The following is a 26,266-nucleotide window of genomic DNA, read 5'->3' on the forward strand; positions in this document are numbered from 1 at the left end:
TTATCGGGACCTTTCAGGAGTTTTCGACGACAGCCGTACGGAATGCGTCGAGAGAGGGGCGGATGACCGCGGTCGGCCGGGCCTCGTCGGAGACCGCGTCCAGGGTCTTCAGGCCGTCGCCGGTGTTGAGCACGACCGTCTCGGCGGCGGGGTCCAGCAGCCCCTTGGCCAGCAGTTTGCGCAGCACTCCCACGGTGACGCCGCCCGCCGTCTCGGCGAAGATGCCCTCGGTGCGCGCGAGCAGCCGGATGGAGTCCACGATCTCGGCGTCGGTGACGTCCTCGACCGCGCCGCCCGTGCGGCGCGCGATGTCGAGCACGTACGGCCCGTCGGCGGGGTTGCCGATGGCCAGCGACTTGGCGATGGTGTCGGGCTTGACCGGCTGCACGACGTCGCGCCCGTCCTTGTACGCGGCCGACACCGGCGAGCAGCCCTCGGCCTGCGCGCCAAAGATCTTGTACGGCCTGTCCTCGACGAGCCCGAGCTTGATCAGCTCCTTGAAGCCCTTGTCCACCTTGGTGAGTTGGGAGCCGGACGCCACCGGGATGACGATCTGGTCGGGAATGCGCCACCCGAGCTGCTCGGCGATCTCGTAGGCGAGCGTCTTGGAACCCTCGGCGTAGTACGGCCGCAGGTTCACGTTGACGAAACCCCAGCGGTCGCCGAGCGGGTCGCCGATGAGCTCGGAGCAGAACCGGTTGACCTCGTCGTAGGTGCCCTGGATCCCGACCAGGCGGCCGCCGTACACCGAGGCCATGACGATCTTGGGCTGCTCCAGGTCGGCCGGGATGAAGACGCAGGCGTCGAGCCCGGCGCGGGCGGCCGCGGCGGTGACGGCGCCGGCGAGGTTGCCCGTGGACGAGCACGACAGGGTGTGGAAACCGAAGGTGCGCGCCGCCTCCAGGGCGATGGCGACGACCCGGTCCTTGAAGGAGTGGGTCGGGTTGCCGGAGTCGTCCTTGACGTGCAGGCTGCGCAGCCCCAGCTCGCGGGCCAGGTTCTCGGCCTTGACGAGCTTGGTCCAGCCGGGGGCGAGGTTGGGCTTGACGCCGACGTCCACGGGCACCGGCAGCAGCGCCCGGTAGCGCCAGATGTTGGCGGGCCCGGCCGCGATCTGCTCCCGCGTGACCGGCGCGGTGCCGTCGAAGTCCGGGCTGTTCCAGGTGTAGGCCACTTCGAGTGGCCCGAAACACTCGATACAGGCGAAGTGGGGGCCGAGGTCGTACCGGGTACCGCATTCGCGGCAAGAGAGGGCCACGGCGGGACCGAAGGAGTTGGAGGTGGTGATCTCAGCTGTTGCGAGCGCCATGAAGCGAGGCCTTTCCCTCATCTTCGCCCGGACCACCTTGGTCACGGGCCGGAATTGGCACCTGTCCCGGCCGGTCTCACTGGTCTAGTGCCGCGACATTCGGAGACGCGATGACCACAGCCGGGAGGGTTGCCGGGGCTTCGCAGGGCCGGTCCCTCCACCCCTCTGGATGAGCAATATGCAGTTGTGAACCCGCCGTCATGACAGGCAGGCCGACATCACTGTACCTCGCGGCCCAGCGACGATGACCCCGCGTCTCAAACGGCGAGACGTCTCACGGCCGAGGGGCGGTTCAGGTGAACCTGCCGTACTCGTCGCCGAGGACGCCCTGGACGTACTTGCGGGCTTGGTGGATGCGCGACTTGGCGGTGCCGAGCGGGATGCCGAGCTGGTCGGCCACCTGGTTGTAGTCGAGCTCGCAGATGTCGCGCAGCACCAGCGCCTGCGCGAGCTCGGGCTTGTCGGCCTCCAGCGCCTCCATCGCGTCGAGCAGGTCGAGCCTGGACCCGGCGATGACGCTCACCCGGCGCGGGTCGGCGCGAAGGTCGGGCAGTTCCTCCGACGACTGCTCGGCGGCCCGCCGCTTCAGCGAGCGGTACGTCGTGCGCGCGCAGTTGGCCGTGACGATGTGCAACCAGGTGGAAAAACGTGCCCTGCCCTCGAACCTGCCGATGTTGCGCGCGACCGCCAGCAAAGTATCCTGGCAAGCCTCTTCCGCGTCCTGGTGGTAGGGCAGCAGCCGCGCGCAGTGGCGAAGCACGTCGGGCTCGATGCGGCGGAGAAGCTCCCCGAGGGACCGGTGGTCGCCTTGGGCCGCGGCACGGGCAAGCTCCTCGGTCGTCTCGTCAAGCGCCATGTCGGAGCCCTCCTCGGCCGCGAGGCCCTCGCCTCGCCCTGACCACCACCACCGGCCCATCTTATTGGGAGCGTTAAATTTAAATAATCTGCCGCCAGGTGAGCATCCCAACGGAGAAGAAGAACGGCGCGGGACGACCGCCGCACGGCGGACGAGGAGTGGTAAGCGGATGAACACGGTTCTCATGGCCTCCAACCGGGGCCCGGTCTCGTTCACGCTCGCCGACGACGGCACGCTGACCATGCGCAGGGGCGGAGGTGGCATGGTGTCCGGCCTGTCCGAGATCGCCAAGGCCGCCGACGTGCTGTGGGTGTGCGCCGCGCTCTCCGACGGCGACCGCAGCGCCGTGCGCCGTGCCCCGGGCGGCCGGCTCGACCAGGCGGGCTACGACACCGGCGCGGTGCGCATGCTGGACATCCCGCCCGCCACCTTCCACCGCGCGTACAACGCGGTGGCCAACTCCACGCTGTGGTTCGTCAACCACCTGCTCTACGACACGCCGAACTCTCCGCAGTTCGACACCCGCTTCCGCCGCGAGTGGGAGTCCTACCAGGACTACAACGCCGCGTTCGCGCTGGCCCTGGCCGAGGAGGCCGCGCACGGCGCCCGCGTCATGATCCAGGACTACCACCTCACCCTCGCCCCCGCGATGCTCCGCGTGGAGCGCCCGGACCTGCGCGTGGCCCACTTCTCGCACACGCCGTGGGCCCCGCCGGAGTACTTCTCGCTGCTTCCCGACGACATCTCGGCCGAGCTGCTGTCGGGCATCCTCGGCGCCGACCGCGCCGGCTTCCTCACCGCGCGGTGGGCGTCGGCGTTCATGGACTGCTGCGAGGTGCTGCTCGGCGCCCGGGTCGACCGCGCCGCGCGCACCATCGCGTACGAGGGCCGCACGACGCACGTCGGCGTGCACCCGCTCGGCGTGGACGGCGACGCGCTGTGGGCCCGCGCGCTGGAGCCGGACGTCGAGTCGCACATGACGGCGCTGCGCGAGCGCGTGGGCGACAAGAAGCTCATCGTGCGCATCGACCGGACGGAGCTGTCGAAGAACATCGTCCGGGGCCTGCTCGCCTACAAGCAGTTCCTGACCGACCATCCGGAGTGGCACGGCAAGGTCGTGCACCTGGCATTCGCCTATCCCTCCCGGCACGACCTGCCCGAATACCGCGAGTACACCGCGGCCGTGCAGCGCTGCGCGACCGAGATCGAGGACGAGTTCGGCGGCGAGGACTGGGATCCGCTGATCCTCAACGTCAACGACGACTACGCCCGCTCGCTCGCGGCCTACCGCATCGCGGACGTCCTGCTGGTGAACCCGATCCGGGACGGCATGAACCTCGTCGCCAAGGAGGGCCCGATCCTCGCGCCGCACTGCGCGCTGGTGCTGTCCCGCGAGGCCGGCGCGGCGAGCGAGCTGGGCGCCGACGCGCTGATGGTGAACCCCTACGACGTGTCCGGCACGGCGAACGCCCTGCACGACGCGCTGGTGCTCCCCGAGGAGGAGCGCGCCAAGCGCGGGGCCCGCCTGCGCGCGGCGGCGACCGCCCTGCCGCCCCACCGCTGGTTCGCCGACCAACTCGCCGCCCTGGACACCTGAGCTGTACCTATGGCCTCCTCGCTCCGCTCGGCGGGTGCGGTCATCGGCATGGGCGAGAGGGGGGTTCGAGCCGAGGGTAGGGGCTTTCTGACCTTTGGGTGGATCACGGCGAAGGTCCGCCTGGTGATACTTTCGTGCTCATTCGAGGCTTTCGAGGCGCGGGGGATCAGTGAGCTCGACCGCAGTCGTCCGTTCGCTCGCCCGTGACCGTCCGACCTGGCTGATCTACTTCCAGCTCGCCACATTCGCGACCTATCTGTACGGCCTGTCGGCCGCGCTCCCGCTGCTGCGCATCGACCAGGGCGTGTCGCAGGCCGTCGCCGGGCTGCACGGCACGGCCATGGCCGTGGGCGGCATCATCGCCGGGCTCGCCATACCCCGCGTGATCGCCAAGGTGGGCAGGCGCAGGGCGACCTGGCTCGGCCTCGCCGGGATGACCTGCGGCGTCCTGCTCGTCGCGGCCACGACGGCGCTGCCCGTCACGCTGCTCGGGTACGGCCTGGCCAGCGGCGGCGGCTCGATCTCGCTGTACATCGGCATGTCGGTGCTGAGCGACCACCACGGCACGGCGGCGCCCGCGGCCATCAACGAGGCCAACGCGGTCGCCGTCACTGCCGGCATCGGCATGTCCTACCTGATCAGCGCGCTGGCGCCCACCTCGCTCGGCTGGCGCGCCGGCATCCTGGTCACCCCTGTGGCGACGTTCCTGCTGCTCGTGCTCATGGGCCGGGTGTGGGTGCCCGCGCCCTCCCCCGGCGGCGGGCCGGACCCGGTCTCCGCCCCGGCCCTGGCCCCGGCCCCGGCCCCGCATAAGGCTCCCTACGGCCGGCGGTTCCACGCCGCGTGCGGGGTGCTGTTCTGCATGGTGGCCATGGAGTTCCTGTTCAACGTCTGGGCCGCCAAACTGCTGGCGGACCAGACGGGAATGTCGCCCGCGGCCGCCGCCACCGGGCTGACGGCGTTCACCATCGGCATCGCCGCCGGCAGGTTCGCGGCCGGGCGGCTGGCTCTGCGGATCGACCCCACGCGGCTGCTGGGCGGCGCGCTGCTGGTGACGCTCGTGGGCTGGACGGTGTTCTGGCTCGGCGACCGGCCCCTGTTGTGCTACGCGGGCCTGGTGCTGAGCGGCCTCGGCGTCGCGGTGCAGTTCCCGCTCGGCCTGTCCCGGGTCATCGCCTCCTCCGGCGGGCGGGCGTCCGAGGCGAGCGCCGCCGCGTCCATCTGGTCCTCGGTCGCGGTCGGCGCGGGCCCGTTCGTGCTCGGGGCGCTGGCGGACGGCTTCGGCACCCACACGGCGTTCCTGATGGTGCCGGTACTGATCGCCTGCGCCATCGGGGGCATCGCGCTCAGCGCGCGCCGGTAGGGGTGATCGCGTCCGCCAGCGACGTGAGCAGGGCCGCGACCCCGGCCGGGCCGTCCACGACCACGTCGGCGCGCCGGGCCAGCTCGGTGACCTCCGCCGAGGCGCTGCACACCGTGACGCCCGGCAGCCCCGACAGGCGCACGGCCTCGAACGCCGCGAGGTCGCCGAGGTCGTCCCCGGCGAAGAGCACGGACCTGGCGGCGCGCTCGGCGAGGAAGGCTCCGAGGGCGTGCCCCTTGTCCATGCCCGTGGGCCGCAGCTCCAGCACCAGCCGGCCGGGTTCGACGGTCAGCCCCGCCGACGCCGCGAGCTTGCCGAGCGGCTCGCGCAGCGCGCGCAGCGTCCCCTCGGGGTCGGGGGCCCGCCGGGTGTGGACGGCGACGGCCCGTCCCTTGTCCTCCAGCGTCACGCCGGGCTCGGTTCCGTCGGTGACGGTGAACCCGAGCGAGGCGACCAGGGCGGGCACCTCGGCGCGCACGCGGTCGATCTCCGGCGGCGGTGGGGGCAAGGTCACCCGTCCGGCCTCCCAGCGTTCCAGGCCGTACTGGCCGAGCACCACCAGGCCGGGGACGTCCGCGAGGCCCGGCCCGCCCGCCACCTGCCCGTACTCGACGGCCGTGGCCGCGGGGCGGCCCGTCACGATGACGACGGCCCGCACCAGGCCGCCCAGGCGCGCCAGGGCGGCCGCCGCCTCGGGGGCGACGCGGGCATCGGCGGGGTCGGGGACGATCGGGGCGAGCGTGCCGTCGAAGTCGAGCCCGATCACGGCCCCCTCGGGATCGGCCGTGATGGCCGCTAAACCGGCGTTGTCCGGCAACAGGTCATGAGTCACGCGGGGAGCACTACCCCATCGATCAGGGGCGCATACCGAGACGCCGCGCCGCGCGCTCGCGCTGACGCGAGGCCCGCAGGCGCCTCAGCCGCTTCACCGTCATCGGGTCGTGGGCCAGCGCCTCGGGCTGGTCGATGAGCTGCCCGAGAAGCTGGTAGTAGCGGGTCGCGGAGATCTCGAAGCTCTCGCGGATCGCCTGCTCCTTGGCGCCCGCGTACCGCCACCACTGACGCTCGAAGGCGAGGAGCTCGCGCTCCCGGTCGGTCAGTTCCCCGGCGACGCGGGGGGCCGGCCCTTCCTCGGGATCGCTGTCACCGGGATCCGGCGCGGTGTCCATCAGATCCTCCTCGGTCGGGCACGCGGAGAGGCGGACGGCAGGCCGGGCGGGGAGAGCGGGAGACCAGCGAACGTGCGCCCGGACGAGCGCGACCCTGGGCCGCGCCGCGCGTGCGGCCCGTGGCCATGGTAGTCGGGAATTCGCGGCTGTTCATGACACTTCGGGAGACCTGTGGGCCGCCCCTATGACACCGCGAGCGCACGACGTAAGGTCACCAAGTGTGACCTCAGTCATCACGCTTCTCACCGACTACGGGCTGGAAGACGGCTTCGTGGCGTCCTGCCACGGGGTGATCCTCGGGATCGCCCCGGAGGCGCGCATCATCGACGTCTGTCACCTGGTTCCCGCCGGGGACATCCGCCGCGGCGCCGCGATCCTCGCCCAGACTCTGCCCTACCTGCCGGCCGGCGTGCACATCGCCGCGGTCGACCCGTCGGCGGCGAGCGCCCGGCGCTCGATCGCCGTCGAGGCCGGGCAGCGCGTCTTCATCGGCCCGGACAACGGCCTGCTGTCGTGGGCCCTGCTCGCCTCGGGCGGCGCGCGGGTCGCGTACGAGATCACCAACGAGGAGTTGTTCCTCACGCCCGTCTCGCCCACCTTCCACGGGCGCGACGTGTACGCGCCGGTGGCGGCCCACCTGGTCGCCGGCCGCAGGCCCGACGAACTCGGGCCGCGCATTCCGCTCGACCGGCTGCTGTCGCTGCCCGCGCCGACCGCCCGCATCGGGGAGGGCGCGGCCGAGGGAGAGGTCCTCTCGCTGGACCGCTACGGCAACGTCCAGCTCTCCGTGACCGCCGACGACCTCGCGACCCTCGGCATCCAGGTCGGCGACACGCTGGCGGTGTCCATGGGCAGGCGGCAGATCACGGTGCCCTTCCGCGACACCTACGCGGCCGTCGCGCCCGGGAACCTCGTCGCCTTCACCGACTCCGCGGGCATGGTCTCGGTCGCGGTCAACTCCGGGGACGCCGCGCAGCGCCTCGGCCTGCCACCCGGCGCGCACGTGCGGCTCGCCCGGGTGTCGCGCTGACGAGGCCGGCGACGCCCCAGGCGCCGCACCAAATGTCCTGACCCGCCCGGAGCCGGGAAAGCCCGGCGGTCAAAACTTCGGTCAACCCCGAAGGGGCCCGAAGCCGCTCCACGAGCGTTCCATGGACGGCTGCGACCTGGGCGGCAGGTGCCCTGACCTAGCGTTTCTTCCCTGCGGGCGGGAGGAAACGCGCGGCCCGACCACGTAAAGGCCCGCCAATCATTGCTGTCGTCTGACCATTCGACGTCGCCAATCCGGCTCGCGGGTTCGGTACTGTCTGAGCGGTCACAGTAAGTAACTGTCAGGGCACCACGGGTACACACCTGCCCCTATGCTCCGATGGTCCTCTCAAGGAGAAGTACGAATGATTCGCCGTCTTCTGGTCACTACGGCATGCGTCGGAATCGCCATGGTCGTCCCCGTCGCCGCCGCCTCCGCTGACTCCGCCAAGTCGGCCCGTCCCGCCAAGGCCTCCAAGGCCAGCTGCTGCCCCTGCGGCCCCGCCGCGGCTCTCATCCCCACCGCCACGGTCGTGCCGTGCGGCCCGGGCTTCGGCGGCTACGCCGTCGGCTACGGCGGCGGCTACTACGGCGGCGGCTTCATCGGCGGCGGTTACGGCGGCGGCTACTACGGCGGCGGTTACGGCGGCGGCGGTTACGGCGGCGGCGGTTACGGCGGCGGCGGTTACGGCGGCGGTTACGGCGGCGGGAACGTCGGCGTCGGCAACGGCGGCCTCGTGGGCGTCGGCGTGGGGAACATCAGCATCCTCTGACCCTCGCGCGCATGACCGACAGGGCGGTGTCTCATGGGGCCGGGCCATGAGACACCGCCCTGTGCTGTGTTCATGGCCGAGCCCTCCGGCATGGCGGGTTCGGGGCGCCCGTCTAGGCGTTGATCACGTCGTGTGCCTCGGCGAAGTGGCAGGCGCTCAGGTGACCGCCCGCGCGGATCTCCAGCAGCGGCTCCTGCTCGGCGCAGATGTCCTGCGCCTTCCAGCAGCGCGTGCGGAACCGGCAGCCGGACGGCGGGTCGGCCGGCGAGGGCGGGTCGCCCTGCAGGATGATCCGCTCGCGTCCTTCCCGGCCCTCGGGGTCGGGGACCGGCACGGCCGACAGCAGCGCCTGGGTGTACGGGTGCGCGGGCCGCTCGTAGATGTCGGCGTCCTTGCCGAGCTCCACGATCTTGCCGAGGTACATCACCGCGACACGGTCGGAGATGTGCCGGACGACCGACAGGTCGTGCGCGATGAAGATGTACGCGAGGTCGAACTCGTTCTGCAGCTTCTCCAGCAGGTTCATCACCTGCGCCTGGATCGACACGTCCAGCGCCGACACGGGCTCGTCGCAGATGATGATCTCGGGCTGGAGCGCCAGGCCGCGGGCGATGCCGATGCGCTGCCGCTGGCCGCCCGAGAACTGGTGCGGGTAGCGGTTGATGTGCTCGGGGTTGAGGCCGACGACCTCCAGCAGCTCCTGCACCTTCCGGCGGCGGTCGCCCTTGGGCGCCACCTCGGCGTGGATCTCGAACGGCTCGCCGATGATGTCGCCGACGGTCATCCGCGGGTTCAGCGAGGTGTACGGGTCCTGCATGACCATCTGGATGTTGCGGCGCATCCGCTTGAGCTCGGAGCCGCGCGCCTTGGCCAGGTCGACCCCTTTGATCTTCGCCTGGCCCGAGGTCGGCCGCTCCAGCGCCATCAGCAGCTTGGCCAGCGTCGACTTGCCGCAGCCGGACTCGCCGACGACGCCGAGCGTCTCGCCGCGGTGCAGGTCGAAGGAGACGCCGTCCACCGCCTTGATCGCGCCGATCTGCCGCTTGAAGACGATGCCCTGGTTCAGCGGAAAGTGCTTGACCAGGTCGCGGACCTCGAGGATCGGCTCAGCCGACGGAGCCATCGAGCACCTCCCTGTAGTAGTGGCACGCGCTGCCGCGGGTCCCGCTGATCTCGTACAGCGGGGGCACGTCGGTCACGCAGTTGTCGCGGCGGTACGGGCAGCGGGGGTGGAAGGCACAGCCCGAGGGCATGTCGAGCAGGTTCGGCGGCAGCCCCTTGATCGCGTACAGGTCCTGGCCCTTCTGGTCGACCCGGGGGATCGAGTCGAGAAGGCCCTTGGAGTAGGGGTGCGCGGGGGTCTTGTAGAGGTCGTGCACGGGGGCGTTCTCGACGATCCGCCCGGCGTACATGACCGCGATCTTGTCGGCGACGTCCGCGACCACGCCGAGGTCGTGCGTGATCAGGATGAGCCCCATGTTGCTCTCGCGCTGAAGCTCGGCGAGCAGCTCCATGATCTGCGCCTGGACGGTCACGTCCAGCGCGGTGGTCGGCTCGTCGGCGATCAGCACCTCGGGGTCCAGCGCGATCGACATCGCGATCATGATGCGCTGGCGCATACCGCCGGAGAACTGGTGCGGGTAGTCGTTGACGCGCTGCTTGGCGGCCGGGATGCGCACGCGGTCCATGAGCTCGACGGCCTTCTTCATGGCGTCGCGCTTGGACATGCCGCGGTGCACCCGGAACATCTCGCTGATCTGCCAGCCGACGGTGAACACCGGGTTCAGCGCCGAGAGGGCGTCCTGGAAGATCATGGCGATGCGCTGGCCGCGGATCTGGCTGCGCGCCTGGTCCGACAGCTTGAGCAGGTCGGTGCCGCGGAAGCGGACCTCGCCCTTGGGGATCCGCGCGGGCGGCATGTCCAGAATGCCCATGATCGCCTGGGCGGTCACCGACTTGCCGGAGCCCGACTCGCCGAGGACGGCCAGCGACTCGCCGGCGTTCACCGTGTAGCTCACGCCGTTGACGGCCCTGACCAGGCCCTGACGGGTCGTGAACTCGACGTGCAGGTCGTCCACCGCGAGCAGGGGCTCGTTCCCGGTGTCCGCGGGCAGCAGGCTCGTGTCGGTTGACGGGTTCTTCACCATCTGTGCCTCTCCTACCGCAGCTTGGGGTCGAGCGCGTCACGAACCGCGTCACCCAGCATGACGACACTGAGGATGGTCAGGCTCAGGAACAGCGCGGGGAAGAGCAGCGGGAGCGGCGCCTCCAGGAAGCGGTTGCGCGCGTCCGCGATCATCAGGCCCCAGGAGATCTGCGGCGACTGGATGCCGAGGCCCAGGAAGGACAGGGCCGCCTCGGCGGCGATGAACGCGCCGAGGTTGATGGTCGACACCACGATCACCGGCGCGACCGCGTTGGGCAGGATGTGCCGGAGCATGATCCGCCACGGCCCCGCGCCGAGCGCCCGGGCGGCCACTACGTAGTCCTGGTGCTTGGCCGTGATGACCGCGGCGCGCATGATGCGCAGGACCATCGGCCACGCGAGCAGGGCCAGGGCCAGGACGACGGTGCCGATGCCGGCGTTGTCGCGGCCGATCACCGCCAGGATCAGCACGGCGCCGAGGATCGACGGGATGGCGAAGAAGATCTCGGCGACGCGGGAGAGGATGACGTCGACCCAGCGTCCGTAGAAGCCGGCCAGCAGGCCGAGGACGCCGCCGACGATGCCGGTCACGGCCGCGCTGATGAAGCCCACCAGGATCGACACCCGCGCGCCGTGGATGACCCGGGAGTACACGTCACAGCCCAGGTTGTCGCTGCCGAACCAGTGCTCGGACGTGATGCCCTTGCGCGCGTTGGCCAGGTTGCAGGTGGAGGGGTCCACGCCCACGCTGTCGAAAACACCGGGGACCGTGGAGATCACGACGAGCAGCCCCACCATGGCGGCGCCGATGATGAACACCGGGTTGCGCCGCAGGTCGTACCACGCGTCCGACCACAGGCTCGCGGGTTTGTCCTTCTTGGCGGTCTTCGCGGGCGGCGCGGCGGGCGCCGTCGCGGGCAGGGTGTCGTTACTCATAGCGGATCCTGGGATCGAGGACGGCGTACAGCAGGTCGACCACGAGGTTGGCCACGATGTAGATCAGGACCAGTACCGTCACGATGCCCACCACGACAGAGTTCTCCTGCAGGTGGACCGACTGGAAGAGCTGCTGGCCGATTCCGGGCAGGTTGAAGATGGTCTCGGTGATGACCGCGCCGCCCATGAGCGTGCCGAGGTCGGCGCCCAGGTAGGTCACCAGGGGGATCAGCGAGTTGCGCAGCGCGTGGCGTCCCAGCACGCGCCTTCGTGGCATGCCCTTGGCGACGGCCGTCCGGACGTAGTCCGCGCGCAGGGTCTCCATCAGGCTCGTCCGCGTCAGGCGGGTGAGGTAGGCGATGGAGATGGTGGCGAGCACGAATCCCGGCAGCAGGTAGCTGCGCATGCCGTCCTGGACGCCCGCGACGGGGAAGAAGTCGATGCCCGTGCCGAGCTTCAGCTTGACGCCGAGGACGAGCTGGAGCACGAAGCCGCTGACCAGGGTCGGGATCGAGACGAGCAGCAGCGTGAAGGCCAGGACGACCTTGTCCTCCCACTTGCCGCGCCGCAGCGCGGCCCAGAATCCGAGGCCGACGCCGATGACGGCCTCGAAGATGAGGGCGGTCATCGACAGCTTGAACGTGACCTGGAACTTGCCCTCGAAGATGGTCGAGACGGGAAGCCCGCGGAACGTGGTTCCGAAGTCGCCGCTGAGAATGTCACGGATGTAGTACCCGTACCGCACGAGCAGCGGTTCGTTCAGATGGAACTGTTCCCTCATCGCCGCCGCGAAGACGGGGTCGACGCGCTTCTCGCCGGCCAGCGCTTGGAGGGGGTCGCCCGGCAGGGCGTAGACGATGGCGAAGATGAGGAAGGTGGTGCCCAGCAACACAGGGATCGCCTGGAGCAGGCGCCGTAGGACGTAGCGGCCCATTGAGTCTCCCGATCATTACAAAGGGCAGCCCGCCGCAACCTCTGAGCTGCCCTCATGGGTGGCCGTCCACCCCGGGTGGTTCGAATGTATCGAACCACCCGGAGTGGTCGGCGTCAGGCCTTCTCTACGTTGAACAGGTCGATCCGCTCGAACGGGTCAATCTTGACGTTCTTCACGTTCTGCGAGTAGGCGCCGTTGGTCTGGTAGAAGTAGATCGGAATGTACGGCAGCTGCTGGATGAGCAGGTCGTCCGCCTTCTGGTAGAACTGGATGCCCTCGTCGAGGGTCTTGGCGGCGTCGCCCTGGGTCAGCAGGTCGTCGAACTCCTTGCTCTTGTAGCCGGAGTAGTTCGAGCTGCCGCCCGAGCCGAAGATCGGCCGCAGGTAGTTCTCGGGGGACGGGTAGTCCATGATCCACGCCATGCGGAAGGCGCCGGGCCACTTCTTGGCGCCCAGGTCGTCGAGGATCGTGGCGAACTTCTCGACCGGCTTCGGCGTGACCTTCGCACCGAGGTTGGTGCGAAGGTTGTTGGCGATGGCCTCGATCCACTCCTTGTGGCCGCCGTCACCGTTGTAGCCGATGACGATCTCGTCCATCTTGTCGCCGCCGGCCTGCTGGAACAGGGCCTTGGCCTTGGCGGGGTCGTAGGTGCACGCCTCGCCGCAGGCGCCCTGGCGGTAGCCGGAGACGACCGGGCTGATGAAGTCGTCGGCCGGGACGCGGGTGCCGGAGAAGACGGTCTCGGTGATCGTCTTGCGGTCGATCGCCATGGAGATCGCCTTGCGGACGTCCGCGCTCTTGGCGTAGTTGGCGCCGTTCTCGATCGGGAAGCCGATGTAGCCGACACCCGAGGACGGCTGCTCGATGTAGCGGTCGCCGAACTCGGTCTTGGCGGTGGCGATCGCCTCGGCGGGCAGCTGGTCCATGATGTCCAGGTTGCCGGCGCGCAGGTCGTTGAAGGCCGTCGCGAGGTCGGTGTAGATCTTGAAGTCGACCGCGTCGATCTTGGCCTTGCCCTCCTTGAAGTCCTCGTTGCGGACCATGGAGATGGTCTGGTCCGTGCCGCGCTTCCAGGCCTTGGACATCTTGAAGGGGCCGTTGCCGACCGGGTTGGAGCCGTAGTCGGCCTTCAGCTTGCCCTCGGACTCGAAGGCCGCCTTGGGCAGGGGGTAGAACGCGGTGTAGCCCAGCATCGTCGGGAAGCCGGAGAACGGGTTCTTGAGCTGGACGGTGAAGGTCTTGTCGTCGACGACCTTCAGCCCGCTGAGCGTGGTCGCCGTCGGCGTCTTGCCCTCGCCCGGGTTCATCTCGTCGTAGCCGACGATGCTCCCGAAGAAGTAGTTGCCCTCCTGGGCGTTGGCGCCGTTCGCCGAGAAGTTCCAGGAGTCGACGAAGTTCTGGGCCACGACGGGTTCACCGTTGTGCCACTTGTACCCGTCCTTGAGCTTGATCGTCCACGTCGTGGAGTCCGGGGACTCGATGGACTCGGCGACGCGGTTGAACGGCTTCTTGTCCGCGTCGTAGTCAACAAGTCCGACGAAGAGGGCGTTCAGCACCTCGGCGCCGCTCGTTTCGGTCGTGTTGCCCGGGACGAGGTCGTGCTGGGGCTCAGAGATCTCGACCCGGACCGCACCCGCGGCGCCACCGCCGGCGGCGGAGCTGGAGTTGGTGCTGGTGTTGTCACTGCTACCGCCACACGCCGCAACCGCCAGCGCGAGCAACGCGGTCGCCGTTACGATCTGTGCGCCCTTGGTCACACGCATCGTGGATTAATCCTCCCTCTAAGGTGGGCGTTGACACTGAACCACGCCGTGTCGTGCACCTCCCAGGGGATCCGGCCCTGGAATTCGCGGACACGGTCAAGTCAGTTGACGCCCTGCCAGTCGACCGCGAGCATCCCTCACTACTTCTCACCAGCGAGTCTCTGGCGCATTGCAGTTCGGTCACACGTGGCCCTGTCCGGCGTCACACGCATACCATCTAGGCCATCAACAATGCCTTGATATGGCACAAAGTCCTCACTAAGGTACACACAATTGGGCAATGGTCGCACCCAGGGCATCTCTACTGGGCATCCCCCCTTCCGGCTCCCACCTGCGCGGACATGCCTCGCATGACCGGCGTCAGGCCCCCGCGCGCACCCGTGTACCAGACCTGCGCCCTGATCGAATGGCACCGTAGGCATGTCATTCACCCGGATCCAATAGAGTCCATGCCATGAGTCAGCCGGAAACCGCCGTCGCGGACTCCCGAGCGGGCGACCGGGCTCGCGGCTCCTCCCAGAACGGGAAGGAATCGCTGTCCGCGCTCGCCGAGCGCCACGGGTTGCGACGCGCCATCGCGCGCCCCAGTCTGCCCGTCTACCTGCGTCAATTGTGGGAGCGGCGGCACTTCGTCCTGACGTACGCCACGTCGCGTAACGTCTCGAAGTACTCCGACTCGATGCTGGGCCAGCTGTGGCAGGTGCTCACGCCGCTGCTGAACGCGGGCGTCTACTACCTCATGTTCGGCCTGATCCTGGGGCAGAAGAAGGACATCACCAACTACACCGCGTTCCTCATCACCGGTGTGTTCGTGTACTCCTACACCCAGCGGTCGATCACGGGCGGCGCCAAGTCGATCTCGGGGAACCTCTCGCTGATCCGCGCGCTCCACTTCCCGCGCGCGGCGCTCCCCCTGGCGTACACGATCCAGGAGTTCCAGCAGCTCGCCATCTCCATGGGCGTCCTGGCGGTCATCGTCCTGGTCACGGGCGAGCCGCTCGTGTGGGCGTGGCTGCTGATCCCGTTCGCCCTGCTCCTACAGACGATCTTCAACGTCGGCATGAGCCTGCTGCTCGCCCGCGTGGGCGCGTTCGTCCGCGACATGAACCAGTTGCTGCCCTTCGTCCTGCGCACCTGGCTCTACACCTCGGGCGTCTTCTACAGCATCCCGGCGAAGATGAAGGACAACCCGGACTGGGCCCGCTTCCTGCTGGAGTTCAACCCGCCGTCCGTCTTCATCGACCTGATGCGGCACCTGCTCCTCGCGACGTATCCTCGCGATCTCGACAAGTTCGGCTACCCGCACAGCAGCCTGGGCCAGCTGTGGCTATACGCTGCCTTCTGGGCCGCGGTGGCCCTGATCGGCGGCTTCTGGTACTTCTGGCGGGCCGAAGAGAGGTACGGCCGTGGCTGAGCTGACCAAGGAGCTGTCCCAGATGGCCAACGAGCAGGCGACCCAGGCGGGCGCCGTGCCGCAGGACGCCGCCGAGCCAGGCGCGCCCACGGTCATCGTCGACGACCTCCACATCATCTACCGCGTATTCGGCGCGGCCAGCGAGGCCGAGAAGGGCAACGCCGCCAACGCCCTGATGCGCATCGTCCGCCGCCAGGGCCGGCCGCAGATGAAGGAGGTCCACGCCGTCAAGGGCGTGAGCTTCATCGCCCGCCACGGCGACGCGATCGGCATCATCGGCCGCAACGGCTCGGGCAAGTCCACCCTGCTGCGGGCCATCGCCGGCCTGCTGCCCCCGCACAAGGGCTCGGTCTACACCGACGGCCAGCCGTCGCTGCTCGGCGTCAACGCCGCGCTGATGAAGGAGCTGACCGGCGAGCGCAACATCGTGCTCGGCTGCTACGCGATGGGCATGACGCCCGCCCAGGTCAGGGAGCGCTACGACGAGATCGTCGAGTTCTCCGGCATCGGCGAGTTCGTCCAGTTCCCGATGTCCACCTACTCCTCGGGCATGGGCGCCCGGCTGCGGTTCGCCATCGCCTCGGCCAAGACCCACAACGTCCTGCTGATCGACGAGGCCCTCGCCACCGGCGACCGCGACTTCAAGCGCAAGAGCCAGGAGCGCATCCACCAGATGCGCGAGGAGGCCGGCACGGTGTTCCTGGTCGCCCACAACCTGGACGTCATCGAAGAGACCTGCAACCGCGTCATCTGGCTGCACAAGGGCCAGATCAAGATGGACGGCGACCCCACGGCGGTCCTCGCGGCCTACAACGCCTAGCTGTGCCTATGGCCGCGCCTCCGGCGCGGCGGTTCGGGGCGCTGTACCGGAGGCTCGGTCATAGCCAGGGCAAGATGGGGACGTTCGAGTTCGAGAACGTCCTTTCATCGGAGGTCCCCTGTGGCCAAGCAACCACCGATTCCGTACGACTTCCTGCCCGAGGTCCCGCCGCTCACCGTCGAGAGTGACGACGTCAGGGACGGCGAGCGCCTGTCCGACGCCCAGGTCTTCGACGGCTGGGGCGTGGGCGGCGGCAACGTCTCCCCGCACCTGCGCTGGTCGGGCGCGCCCGCGGGCACCAAGAGCTTCGCCGTGACGTGCTTCGACCCCGACGCGCCGACCGGCAGCGGCTTCTGGCACTGGCTGGTGTACGACATCCCGGCCGACGTCACCGAGCTGCCGTCCGGCGCGGGGTCTGCCGACCTGAAGGGCCTGCCCGTGGGCGCCGTCCACGGGCGCAACGACTACGGCCTGAAGCACTACGGCGGCGCCGCGCCGCCTCCCGGCACGCCGCACCGCTACCTGTTCGCCGTCCACGCGCTCGGCGTCGAGAAGCTCGACCTCGGGGACGACCCCGCGGCCGCCGTCGTGGGCTTCAACGTCACCGCCAACACGCTCGCCCGCGGCTACATCGCCCCGATCTACGAGACCTGAGCCCCCGCTGTGACGGACGTCGGCGGCCGGTGCCGCCGCGTCTCGCGGGTCCTCTGATACCGGTCGGACTAGACCGTACAGAAGTCCGACACGCGCCCCCGAATCTGCTGACATCGCGCACGGCGTTCCACTATGATTCGAACGAAGATTCGATCTGAGGGATACGTGATGGAGTGGGGGTGCGGGGTGCAAGAGCTGGCGATCGCGATCGATCACCTGTCCGCGGAAGACCCTTCGGACATTCCACGTGGCCTGCTCGCCGAGCAGCTCATCGAGCTGCACTGGCAGATGGCCCGCCTGCAGGCCCAGATCGCCCGCCGCACCTACGTGCGCAATCCGGGCTCCTGACAGAGATCTGATCCTGGGTCAAGTCAAGTCATCGACCACATCGATATTCGCTTCGGCGTTCGAACACCGGCCGGCACCTCGCCCGAGGCGCCGGCCGGTGTGTTCGGGATGTGCCGGCCTCCCGGCCTCGCCCGGCGGTCTTACAGCCGGCCGAGCGGGCCGCCCGGCGCGGCCGGGAGGCATGCGTCATCCAGGGGGGTGGTCTCGAACGGGAATCGGTCGGCGAAGGCCGGGCGCAGATCGCTGATCCACGCCGCCTCCGGGTCGTACTCCGCGAAGAACGGGCGCCCGACGAGCGCGGGGTCGCGTGCCTGGATGAGATGCAGCACGAAGACCTTCCGCCCCGCCACCTCGGCGACCCCGTCCACGCACACCTTCCCCGGCGTCGCGGACATCGACGGGCCCCGCACGGTGCGGCACAGCCCGGAGACCCGCGCGTAGGCGTCGCGGAAGATCTCGTACGCGCGGGCCAGCGGCACCGCGAAGTAGTCCTGCGGCCCGGTGTCGCGCTCGACGAACATGTAGTACGGCACCATGCCGAGCCCGAGCTGGGTCCTCCACATGCCCGCCCAGGTGTCCGGGTGGTCGTTGACCGTACGGATCAGCGGCGCCTGCGTGCGGATGACGGCGCCGGTGTCCCGGATCGCCCGCACGGCCGTCTGGACGAGCTCGGGCTCCATCTCGCGCGGGTGTGAGAAGTGCGCCATGAAGGCGAGGTTCTTGCCGGACTCGACGACCGACGAGAACAGCCGCAGGACGTCCGGGGCGTCGGGGTCGGTGACGAACCGGCCGGGCCAGTAGGCGAGCGACTTGCTGCCGATGCGGATGGACTCCAGCTGCTCCAGCGCGAGCAGCGGCTCGACGTACCTCCGCAGCACGGGACCGCTCATGATCATCGGGTCGCCGCCGGTGAGCAGCACGCTGGTGACGCCAGGGTGCTCACGCAGATAGCGGACCAGGCCCTGGACGTCGTCGGACGCCATCTTGAGGTCCGGGTCGCCGACGAACTGGGCCCAGCGGAAGCAGTACGTGCAGTAGGCGTGGCAGGTCTGCCCCTGCTTGGGGAAGAAGAGCACGGTCTCCGGGTATTTGTGCTGGATGCCGGGCATCGAGTCGCTCCCCACCCGCGGCATGTTCAGCTCCATCTGCCCGGCCGGATGCGGGTTGAGCCTCATACGCACCCTGCTCGCCGCCGTCTGCACCTCGGCGGCGGGCGCCCCGGCCCGCAGGAGCCCGGCGATGGACGACACGTCCTTCTCGGGCAGCATGTCCTCCTGCGGGAACACCAGGCGGTAGATGGGGTCACCCGGAATGTCCGACCAGTCGATCAACTGGTCGACGACATATTGGTTCGTCCTGAACGGCAGCACCGACGCCACCGCCCGGACGCGCAGCCGCGCCTCGGAGCCGAGCCCCGCGCGCATGAGTAGGTCGTCCAGATGCTTGGCCGTGTAGGCCCGGAATCCTCTTGTACCGGTCTGGGTCAGGGTCACTCGAGATTTTTCCTCTCTTGTGGTCTGTCCGGTAAACCTGATGCGCCTGTTGTGCGTCTTTTGCTCTTACGGACGCTCGGGCATGTCGGGTTGGTTCCGCCTGACCGAAAAGCCTTGGTAAAACCTTCCGGATATCGCGACATATCTTGAGTTGGGCTACGCTGGTCCGTGTGAGCTCTCTTACGCCCTTCGAGTCAGGCGACACCGCGCAGCGCGCGTCCGACGCCGACCGCGATCACATCGCCGCCATCCTGGGCGAGGCTCTGGCCACCGGCCGCCTCACCAGCGTCGAGCACGCCGACAGGCTAGAGGCCGCCTACAATGCCGTCACCGTCGGCGACCTGGTCCCGCTCACCCGCGACCTGACCGGCCTCGCCCCCGCCTCCACGCCGAGCTTCAGCGCCGACCAGCAGGCGGTCACGGCCGTCTTCAGCAAGATCATTCGGGGCGGGCGCTGGGTGGCCGGCCGCCACACCGTCCTGCGCTCCACCTTCGGGGCGCTCATCATCGACCTTACCGACGCCGTGCTGCCTGGCCGCGAGGTCACCCTCGAACTCAACTCGTTCTGCGGCAAGCTCATCGTCCGTGTCCCCGAGAACGCCCGGGTGATGGACGAGGGCAGCGCGATCTTCTCCAAGCGTCACATCTCCGGCGGCAACGAGGGCGGCGACCCGAACGGGCCGCTCATCCGCGTGACGGGCCGGGCGATGTTCGGCAAGGTCGTGGTCTCGCGCGGGGTCAGCGACCACCACTGGCCCTGGCACATCGGCTGAGGCGCACCACCCCGGCGTCCGGCCTGGCGCACAGAACACTCAGCCTGGCCACCTACGATGCGGGACACACACTGATTCCGTACGAGGTGACCGCTTGGACGGCATTCCGCCGATAGCCCTTGACGCCATGGGAGGCGACCACGCCCCAGGCGCGATCGTGGCGGGAGCCGTGGCGGCCGTACGGGACCACGGCGTGCCCATCGTGCTCGTCGGCGCCCCCCGCGCGATCTCCGAGGCGCTCGCCGAGCACGACGCCGTCGGAGAGATCCCGATCGTGCGGGCGGAGGAGGCCCTCGCCATGGACGAGGGCGCCCTCGCCAGCCTGCGCCGTCCCCGCTCCAGCATCGCCGTCGCCTGCCACCTCGTGCGCCGGGGCGACGCCTCCGCCGTCGTGTCCGCCGGCTCCACGGCCGGGGTCGTGGCCACCGGCAAGCTGCGGCTGAGAGCCCAGCAGGGCGTCCTGCGGCCCGCCATCGCCGTCCCCCTGCCGACCAGGCCCCACCCCACCGTCCTGCTGGACGCCGGAGCCACCGCCGACGTCAAGCCGGAGATCCTCGTCCAGTTCGCCCACCTCGGCGCCGCGTACGCCGAGACGGCCCTCGGCATCGAGCGGCCCCGCGTCGGCCTGCTCACGATCGGCGGGGAGGCCGAGAAGGGCAACAAGCTCACCAAACGCGCCCACGAGCTGCTCGCCGCCGTTCCCGCGCTGAACTTCACCGGCAACATCGAGGGACACGACCTGCTGAACGGGGTCGTCGACGTGATCGTCACCGACGGCTTCACCGGGAACATCGCCCTCAAGACCATGGAGGGCGCCGTCCGGTACGCGTTCACCGAACTGCGCGAGACCCTCGAATCCGGGCACGTCTCGCGTCTCGCCGCGACGCTCCAGCGCGGGCGGCTGCGCGAGCTGCGCAAACGCCTCGACCCGGAGGTGTACGGCGGGGCCGTGCTGCTCGGCCTGAACGGCACCGTGGTGATCGCCCACGGCGCCTCGACCGCCAAGGGCGTGGCCGCCGCGTGCGCACTCGCCCTCACCCTCGCCCGCCAGGGCACGGTCACCCGCGTCGGTGAGCGCATCGCGGCCGGCCACAAATCCCTCCGCCGCCGCTGACCCCCACCCCACCCTCAGCCCCACCGCCGGCCGCCCTCCGACCGGGACGCCGACCGGGCCTCTTCCGGGGGTCCACCCACAGGACGATCATGCCTGTGGATAAACATCTCGCCGTCCGGTGATCAGCCGATATCCTTGACGCATGACCGACCCGCAGCTCGTGCTCACCGAGCGGGTCCAGCAGGCGCTGGGCACCGCCTTCGGTCCGGAGTACGTGGGCGCCGACCCGCTGATCCGGCCCTCCCAGTTCGCCGATTTCCAGGCGAACGTCGCGCTGAGCCTGGCCAAGCGGCTGCGACGCACCCCGCGGGAGGTCGCCCAGGCCATCGCCGACGCCCTCGGCGCGGCCGGCGCCGGCGACGCGTTCTCCAAGATCGAGATCAGCGGTCCCGGCTTCCTCAACATCACGCTGAACGACGAATGGATCGCCGAGCAGGCCTCGCTCACGCTCCAGGATCCGCGCAGCGGCGTCGGGCGCGCCACGCCCCCGCAGACCGTCGTCATCGACTACTCCGCGCCGAACGCCGCCAAAGAGATGCACGTCGGCCACCTTCGGACGACCATCGTCGGCGACTCGCTGGCCCGCCTCCAGCACTACCTCGGCAACCGGGTCATCCGGCAGAACCACCTCGGCGACTGGGGCACCCAGTTCGGCATGCTCATCGAGCACCTGCTCGACATCGGCGAGGCCAACGCCCTCGCCCGGCTGGAGTCCGGCGAGACCAACGAGTACTACCAGGAGGCGCGGGCCAAGTTCGACTCCGACCCGGACTTCAAAGATCGCTCGCGCCGCCGCGTCAGCACCCTCCAGTCCGAGGACCCGGAGACGATCCGGCTGTGGCACCTGTTCATGGACGCCACGATCCGCTACTTCAACCGGATCTACTCCCTGCTCGGCGTCACACTGACCGACGCCGACATCGCCGGCGAGAGCATGTACAACCCCATGCTCGCCGAGACCTGCGACGATCTGGAGGCCGCCGGGGTCGCCGTGATCAGCGAGGGCGCGCTGTGCGTGTTCCCCCCGGGCTTCAAGGGCAGCGACGACAAACCCCTGCCGCTGATCATCCGGAAGAGCGACGGCGGGTACGGCTACGCCACGACCGACATGAGCGCCATCCGCTACCGCGTGCGCGACCTGAAGGCCGACCGCATCCTGTACGTCGTGGGCGCCGACCAGGCCCTGCACTTCCAGATGGTCTTCGCCGCCGCCCGGCAGGCGGGCTGGCTGACCGACGAGGTCTCCGCCGAGCACCTCCAGATCGGCATGATGCTCGGCGCCGACGGCCGCCGGTTCCGCACGCGCAGCGGTGAGAGCGTCAAGCTGCTCGACCTGCTGGACGAGGCCGTCGAGCGCGCCTCCACCGCCATCGCCGAGCGCGGCTACGACGAGGCGACGCGCGCCGAGATCGCCCGCACGGTCGGCATCGGCGCGGTCAAGTACGCCGACCTGTCGGTCAGCCACGACAGCGAGTACATCTTCGACTTCGACCGCATGCTGGCCTTCACCGGCAACACCGGCCCGTACATGCAGTACGCCACGGCGCGAATCCGCTCGATCTTCCGCAAGGGCGGCGTCGACCCGTCCGAGGTCACCGGGCCGATCATCCTCGGCGAGCAGGCCGAGCGCGACCTGGCGCTTCAGCTCCTGGGGTTCGGCACGGTCATCGAGAACGCCACCGCCACGGCCGAGCCCCACCGCGTCTGCGCCTACCTCTACGAGACGGCCAGCGCCTTCACCACCTTCTACGAGAAGTGCCCCGTCCTGAAGGACGACGTCACCCCCGAAACGCGCACCTCCCGCCTGGCCCTGTGCGCCCTGACCCTACGCGTCCTCCAAACCGGCCTGAACCTCTTGGGCGTCCCCGTCCCCGACCGCATGTGACCAACCAGTCCCCATGTGGCCGACCCTGTGCGACAGAACCGTGTGTGCCAGGGCCACGCCCGCATGAGACAGAACCAGCGCATGTGATTGCGCACGAGTCGCGGCGTGCGTGACCGCTTGGCCCGCTTCGCCCCCTGGCCTCCGATCCTCGCGCCGCTCGTCGGCGTGCCGTCGTACACGGCGGCACCCAAAAGAACTAACCTTGGCGCGGTCATGGGAATGCCTGCCGAACCCTCGCCACCGGGGGGCTTCCTCACGCCTTCGGGGAGTTGCCCGCTTTGAGCATGGACCTGACCGAAAACTCCGGCCTTTCCGGCGCCGCGAACCCTGTGCCGCCCCCACGCCGCACCACCGCCACTCCCGGAGCCGCAGGAGCCCCCACCCTCTCGGGACCGGCCGCAGAGGACACCCCTCTCTTGGGACCGGCGCCTGGGGATAGCCCCCTCTCGGAGCCGACCGCAGGAGACACCACCGGCACCGCCCAAGACGTCGCGGAAACCGGCATCGGCGACGGCTCAGGGCCCGGTATCGAGGACGGCTCGCAAGCCGGTGTCGAGGACAGTACACGGGCTAGTGTCGGGGACGTTTCGGAATTGCGGCGGTATGCCGAGGCGCTTTTCACGCAGTTGGCCGCGGACGGTACCGCGCCGCCGCTGCCCCCGGGCGGCCTCGACGCGCCCGGCTCCTGGCTGGCCCCCGCGATCGAGGCGCTCGTCCTGATCCTCTCCGGGGACGACGCCTTGGAGCCGCTCAGCCGCGCCGCGCAGTTCGACGAGGCCGGGACCGCCCTCTTCCTCTGCCTGGCCCTCGCCGTCAGCGGGAACGGCGACCGCATCCACGCCTCGTGGCTCGGCACCGCCTTCGGCGACCTGTCCGCCGACCGACCCGTGACCCCAGGCCAGCGCGCCCTGTGGACCGCCGCCGCCCGCGGCGCATACGGCCCCGCGGGCAAGATCTTCGTGCTGCGCAAGCTCGACGCCTCGGGCGTCTCCTCGGCCATCGAACCCGACCTGTGGCTGCGCGCCCTCGCCCCGGAGGACGCCTCCGCCAGTTCGCCCGCCATGACCGCGCTGCCCGCGCTGGCCGAGGTCCCCGAACTGGCCGAGCCGGTACGGGCCGCGTCCCGCCTTAAGCGCCTGCTCGAACGCTGCACCGAGATCACCTCCGCCCGCCCGCCGCTGATCCCCCGAGGCGAGCGACCTGACCCCCGGCCCGACACCGAGCCACTCACCGTTCTTCGCTCCCTTGCCCACGCGAAGGAGCCGGGACCACTCGATTCGCTGCCCAGTGCACACCCTGTGGAGGAACCGGGGCCCCTCGGGGCGCTGAGCGCGCACCTTCTGGACGACATCCAGCCCGGCGCGGACCCGTACCTCGCGGCCATCGCCTTCCACGTCGCCGCGCCGGTCGTCCGTACCGCCGCCGGAGAGCTCGCCGAGGCGACGGCGGTCGCGCCGCCCTCGGAGATCAGCGTGCCGCTGCTCGGGCACGAGGTGATCCTGCGCCCCGAAGGCCCCGATGTCCCGTCCCTCACCGCAGCCGAGACGGCCATCCACGCCGAGAGCGCGGCACGCCGCTCCTCGCGCTGGCTGGTGTACGGGCCGGCTCTGCTGCCCATCGCGGCCCTGGTGCTGGCCTTCACGGTGTCCGAGCTGTTCGCCGTGGCCTCGCTCGTCCTCGGCGGCATCGTCGGCTTGCTGCTCTGGCGTGCGAACGCCCGCGAACAGGCCAAGGCACGCCGCGTCGAGGCCGAGGTCGCCCGGCTGCGCGAGCAGGCCGAGGCGGCGGTCTGGTCGTTGCACGACTTCGCGCGCGAGGCGGAGCAGCGCGCCGCGACCGCCCAGGAGAACCTCACGGCGCTCACCCGCCTCCTGCGCCGTGGCCCGGCCGTCGCCGGCCAGCGTCCTTCCGCCGCGTCACACTGACCGTTCTGCTCTCGCACGCACGATCGGGACGCGGCCGAGAAGAAGGGAACCGCCGACCACAAATGGCCGCGCCCATGCCCACTGAGGCGGATTGAGCAAGAAACCCGTCTTGCATGGAGAGGACGTCCCTCAGAGCCCTGGCAGAGCACGCAGGCCCGCTGAGCCATGCCGAGAGGACAACCCCCCTCGGAACGCAAAACGCGGCGTCGGATTCCCGGCGCCGCGTCGCGCTTCTCCGTCATCGTCCGTCGTCGTCACAGTCTTGGGGTGCCGTCCCAGACGCTCCAGATCCTCGCCAGGCGCTCGCCCGGTTCTCACCGGGGCCACCGGGCCCTCCATGGACCTGACCTCTCGTCCTCGTCGTCTTACGTGGTCGTGATCTCGACGTCGGCGGGGGCGAGCAGGAAGACCTTGTCGGCGATCCGCTCGATGCGCCCCTCGCAGCCGTAGGTGAGACCGGCCGCGAAGTCGACCATACGGGTGGCCTCGGCCATGGACATGCCCGCCACGTCCATGATGACCGCCTGGCCATCCCGGAAGTGCTGCCCCACGGTGAGCGCGTCGGAGTACTGCCGCGGGCGGATCATGATGATCCGTGCGGGATCCCCACCCGACCCCCAGCGCCTGGCGGCCCGTTCCGACGCGGGCATCCACTCATCCTCGTACTCGTCATAGTCGTAGGGCTCGTCGTACTGATCCCCATCGCCCAGGCCAAGGTAACTCACCACCCTGCGCACTGCCCCCATCGGCTGTCCTTTCCGCGAGAACCGGCCACATTCGCCGTGCCCCGACACAAATGACCGTAACGGACGCGTCGCCGGGGAGGGCGCGACACGCCCATGTCCTTTTGATTTTGCACGGGTTGCACAGCCGTTTCGACCGGTTATCTGGGGGTGGATAGGATCGCCGGCATGCGTATCTTCACCGTCGATTCGTTCACCGATCAGGCCTTCAAGGGTAACCCCGCCGCCGTCTGCCTGCTGGAGAGTCCGCGATCCGACGAGTGGATGCAATCCCTGGCCAGCGAGATGCGGCACTCCGAGACGGCGTTCGTTCTGGAGCAGGAGGAGGGCCGGCCGTACTCCCTGCGGTGGTTCACTCCGGCGGCCGAGGTGGCATTGTGCGGGCACGCCACCCTGGCATCCGCCCACGTGCTCTATTCGATCGGGGCGGCCTCCGATTCGATCGAATTTTCTACGAAGAGTGGAATCCTGACCACGCGGAAGCTTGATCACAACCATATTTCGATGGATTTCCCGGCCATCCCGGTGGCTGAGATATCACCTCCGGAGGCCCTCCGCAAGGCTCTCGGAGCCTCTCCGACGTGGGTCGGCATGGGCCGTTTCGACATCCTGGCCGAGCTCGACTCCGAGGACGCGGTCCGCGAGCTGACCCCTGACATCAACGCCCTGGCCTCTCTGCCGGCCCGGGCCGTCTGCGTCACCGCCCGCGCCGCCGACCCTTCAGGCGAGGCCGACTACGTCTCGCGCGTCTTCGCCCCCGCCGTCGGCATCCCCGAGGACCCCGTGACCGGATCCGCCCACTGCATGCTGGCCCCGTACTGGACCGCCAAGCTCGGCCCGGCCTCTCTCGTAGGCGCCCAGCTCTCCCAACGAGGCGGCACCGTCCACACCACCGTGCAAGACGACCGCGTAGCCCTCGCAGGCCAAGCCATAACCATCTGGTCCGGCCACCTCCACGTATAACCCAAGAGCGGGTCGTCCATCTGGTTCTCGATCCGGCTCCGGGTACGTCCAGGGCCCGATGACCGTCCACCAGGAGGAAGCGGTGAGGATCCGGTCGGCCGCCGTATCTGGGCGCCGGATTCGCCGACCTGCGTCCCACCGCGCCCGCGCCACTAACAGATGGTCCCCTGCGGCGACGGAGAAGCAGCACGGCGGCAAAGAGGAGAGGGACGGTTGAGCGGGGACACAGGCCCCGCGGCCGGGCAAGCAAAAAGCCGGG

24 protein-coding genes and 1 riboswitch are annotated in these 26,266 nt (G+C 69.6%); of the genes, 13 read left to right on the forward strand and 11 right to left on the reverse strand.

Annotated elements, in window-relative coordinates:
* Positions 1-13 precede the first annotated feature (13 nt).
* Both thrC and AB0M95_RS25030 read right to left on the reverse strand, forming a co-directional pair.
* Entirely contained in the window at positions 14-1,309 is a 1,296-nt protein-coding gene (gene thrC, locus AB0M95_RS25025) for a threonine synthase (RefSeq protein WP_363769111.1), read from the reverse strand.
* A 14-nt stretch (positions 1,310-1,323) separates the two neighbouring features.
* Positions 1,324-1,485, reverse strand: a riboswitch (SAM riboswitch).
* Positions 1,486-1,601: 116 nt separating this feature from the next.
* A complete protein-coding gene (locus AB0M95_RS25030) occupies positions 1,602-2,165 on the reverse strand; it encodes an RNA polymerase sigma factor (protein ID WP_358526838.1) in 564 nt (187 codons plus the stop codon).
* 169 nt (positions 2,166-2,334) lie between these two features.
* Here AB0M95_RS25030 and AB0M95_RS25035 point away from each other — a divergent pair, with 169 nt between their 5' ends.
* Positions 2,335-3,762, forward strand: coding sequence for a trehalose-6-phosphate synthase (locus tag AB0M95_RS25035; protein ID WP_358526840.1), 1,428 nt, complete (start codon positions 2,335-2,337; stop codon positions 3,760-3,762).
* A gap of 169 nt (positions 3,763-3,931) precedes the next feature.
* Positions 3,932-5,125 (forward strand): MFS transporter, encoded by a 1,194-nt coding sequence (locus tag AB0M95_RS25040; protein ID WP_363769049.1) that lies wholly within the window; start codon positions 3,932-3,934, stop codon positions 5,123-5,125.
* Here the strand turns inward: AB0M95_RS25040 and otsB are convergent.
* The gene (gene otsB / locus AB0M95_RS25045) at positions 5,109-5,957 is read right to left on the reverse strand and encodes a trehalose-phosphatase (protein ID WP_363769052.1); all 849 of its coding nucleotides are present in this window, start codon (positions 5,955-5,957) and stop codon (positions 5,109-5,111) included. The two genes, AB0M95_RS25040 and otsB, sit on opposite strands and share 17 nt — an antisense overlap.
* A 22-nt stretch (positions 5,958-5,979) precedes the next feature.
* The gene (locus AB0M95_RS25050; protein WP_363769055.1) at positions 5,980-6,294 is read right to left on the reverse strand and encodes a DUF3263 domain-containing protein; all 315 of its coding nucleotides are present in this window, start codon (positions 6,292-6,294) and stop codon (positions 5,980-5,982) included.
* Between the two features lie 220 nt (positions 6,295-6,514).
* Here AB0M95_RS25050 and AB0M95_RS25055 point away from each other — a divergent pair, with 220 nt between their 5' ends.
* Together AB0M95_RS25055 and AB0M95_RS25060 are read left to right on the forward strand one after the other, a co-directional pair.
* Positions 6,515-7,324, forward strand: coding sequence for an SAM-dependent chlorinase/fluorinase (locus AB0M95_RS25055; RefSeq protein WP_363769058.1), 810 nt, complete (start codon positions 6,515-6,517; stop codon positions 7,322-7,324).
* Between the two features lie 364 nt (positions 7,325-7,688).
* Positions 7,689-8,096 (forward strand): hypothetical protein, encoded by a 408-nt coding sequence (locus AB0M95_RS25060; protein ID WP_363769061.1) that lies wholly within the window; start codon positions 7,689-7,691, stop codon positions 8,094-8,096.
* A gap of 112 nt (positions 8,097-8,208) precedes the next feature.
* Here the strand turns inward: AB0M95_RS25060 and AB0M95_RS25065 are convergent, their stop codons facing one another.
* The 5 genes from AB0M95_RS25065 to AB0M95_RS25085 form a co-directional block, all read right to left on the reverse strand.
* The gene (locus AB0M95_RS25065) at positions 8,209-9,219 is read right to left on the reverse strand and encodes a dipeptide ABC transporter ATP-binding protein (protein ID WP_363769064.1); all 1,011 of its coding nucleotides are present in this window, start codon (positions 9,217-9,219) and stop codon (positions 8,209-8,211) included.
* A complete protein-coding gene (locus tag AB0M95_RS25070) occupies positions 9,203-10,243 on the reverse strand; it encodes an ABC transporter ATP-binding protein (protein WP_358527297.1) in 1,041 nt (346 codons plus the stop codon). Before AB0M95_RS25070 ends, AB0M95_RS25065 begins: the two co-directional genes overlap by 17 nt.
* A gap of 11 nt (positions 10,244-10,254) precedes the next feature.
* The gene (locus AB0M95_RS25075) at positions 10,255-11,178 is read right to left on the reverse strand and encodes an ABC transporter permease (RefSeq protein WP_363769067.1); all 924 of its coding nucleotides are present in this window, start codon (positions 11,176-11,178) and stop codon (positions 10,255-10,257) included.
* Complete coding sequence (locus tag AB0M95_RS25080; RefSeq protein ID WP_363769070.1) at positions 11,171-12,112, reverse strand: ABC transporter permease; 942 nt, start codon at positions 12,110-12,112, stop codon at positions 11,171-11,173. The genes AB0M95_RS25075 and AB0M95_RS25080 overlap by 8 nt, the downstream gene beginning before the upstream one ends.
* Positions 12,113-12,225: 113 nt before the next feature.
* Positions 12,226-13,875: an ABC transporter substrate-binding protein gene (locus AB0M95_RS25085; protein WP_363769073.1), complete on the reverse strand. Its 1,650-nt coding sequence runs from the start codon at positions 13,873-13,875 to the stop codon at positions 12,226-12,228.
* A gap of 454 nt (positions 13,876-14,329) precedes the next feature.
* Between AB0M95_RS25085 and AB0M95_RS25090 the strand changes: the two genes are divergently transcribed.
* The 4 genes from AB0M95_RS25090 (at position 14,330) to AB0M95_RS25105 (ending at position 17,111) form a co-directional block, all read left to right on the forward strand.
* Complete coding sequence (locus tag AB0M95_RS25090; protein ID WP_363769076.1) at positions 14,330-15,289, forward strand: ABC transporter permease; 960 nt, start codon at positions 14,330-14,332, stop codon at positions 15,287-15,289.
* Positions 15,282-16,109 (forward strand): ABC transporter ATP-binding protein, encoded by an 828-nt coding sequence (locus AB0M95_RS25095; protein WP_363769079.1) that lies wholly within the window; start codon positions 15,282-15,284, stop codon positions 16,107-16,109. Before AB0M95_RS25090 ends, AB0M95_RS25095 begins: the two co-directional genes overlap by 8 nt.
* A 120-nt stretch (positions 16,110-16,229) precedes the next feature.
* Entirely contained in the window at positions 16,230-16,763 is a 534-nt protein-coding gene (locus AB0M95_RS25100) for a YbhB/YbcL family Raf kinase inhibitor-like protein (protein ID WP_358527314.1), read from the forward strand.
* A gap of 186 nt (positions 16,764-16,949) precedes the next feature.
* Positions 16,950-17,111: a hypothetical protein gene (locus tag AB0M95_RS25105; RefSeq protein ID WP_363769082.1), complete on the forward strand. Its 162-nt coding sequence runs from the start codon at positions 16,950-16,952 to the stop codon at positions 17,109-17,111.
* Between the two features lie 140 nt (positions 17,112-17,251).
* Here AB0M95_RS25105 and AB0M95_RS25110 read toward each other — a convergent pair whose 3' ends face one another.
* Positions 17,252-18,604: a lysine 2,3-aminomutase gene (locus tag AB0M95_RS25110; protein WP_363769085.1), complete on the reverse strand. Its 1,353-nt coding sequence runs from the start codon at positions 18,602-18,604 to the stop codon at positions 17,252-17,254.
* A 170-nt stretch (positions 18,605-18,774) separates the two neighbouring features.
* Here AB0M95_RS25110 and AB0M95_RS25115 point away from each other — a divergent pair, with 170 nt between their 5' ends.
* The 4 genes from AB0M95_RS25115 (at position 18,775) to AB0M95_RS25130 (ending at position 24,301) form a co-directional block, all read left to right on the forward strand.
* Positions 18,775-19,377 (forward strand): DUF1707 domain-containing protein, encoded by a 603-nt coding sequence (locus AB0M95_RS25115; RefSeq protein WP_363769088.1) that lies wholly within the window; start codon positions 18,775-18,777, stop codon positions 19,375-19,377.
* 94 nt (positions 19,378-19,471) lie between these two features.
* On the forward strand, positions 19,472-20,491 hold the full coding sequence (gene plsX / locus AB0M95_RS25120; protein WP_363769091.1) for a phosphate acyltransferase PlsX: 1,020 nt from the start codon (positions 19,472-19,474) through the stop codon (positions 20,489-20,491).
* Positions 20,492-20,633: 142 nt separating this feature from the next.
* Complete coding sequence (gene argS / locus AB0M95_RS25125; RefSeq protein ID WP_363769093.1) at positions 20,634-22,376, forward strand: arginine--tRNA ligase; 1,743 nt, start codon at positions 20,634-20,636, stop codon at positions 22,374-22,376.
* Between the two features lie 593 nt (positions 22,377-22,969).
* Positions 22,970-24,301 (forward strand): hypothetical protein, encoded by a 1,332-nt coding sequence (locus AB0M95_RS25130; RefSeq protein WP_363769096.1) that lies wholly within the window; start codon positions 22,970-22,972, stop codon positions 24,299-24,301.
* 365 nt (positions 24,302-24,666) lie between these two features.
* Here AB0M95_RS25130 and AB0M95_RS25135 read toward each other — a convergent pair whose 3' ends face one another.
* Positions 24,667-25,047, reverse strand: coding sequence for a cell division protein SepF (locus AB0M95_RS25135; protein ID WP_363769099.1), 381 nt, complete (start codon positions 25,045-25,047; stop codon positions 24,667-24,669).
* 165 nt (positions 25,048-25,212) lie between these two features.
* Between AB0M95_RS25135 and AB0M95_RS25140 the strand changes: the two genes are divergently transcribed.
* Positions 25,213-26,007, forward strand: a complete 795-nt coding sequence (locus AB0M95_RS25140; protein ID WP_363769102.1) for a PhzF family phenazine biosynthesis protein — start codon at positions 25,213-25,215, stop codon at positions 26,005-26,007.
* The last annotated feature ends 259 nt before the right edge of the window (positions 26,008-26,266 follow it).

The organism is Sphaerisporangium sp. NPDC051017, from assembly GCF_040683095.1.
GTDB lineage: Bacteria > Actinomycetota > Actinomycetes > Streptosporangiales > Streptosporangiaceae > Sphaerisporangium.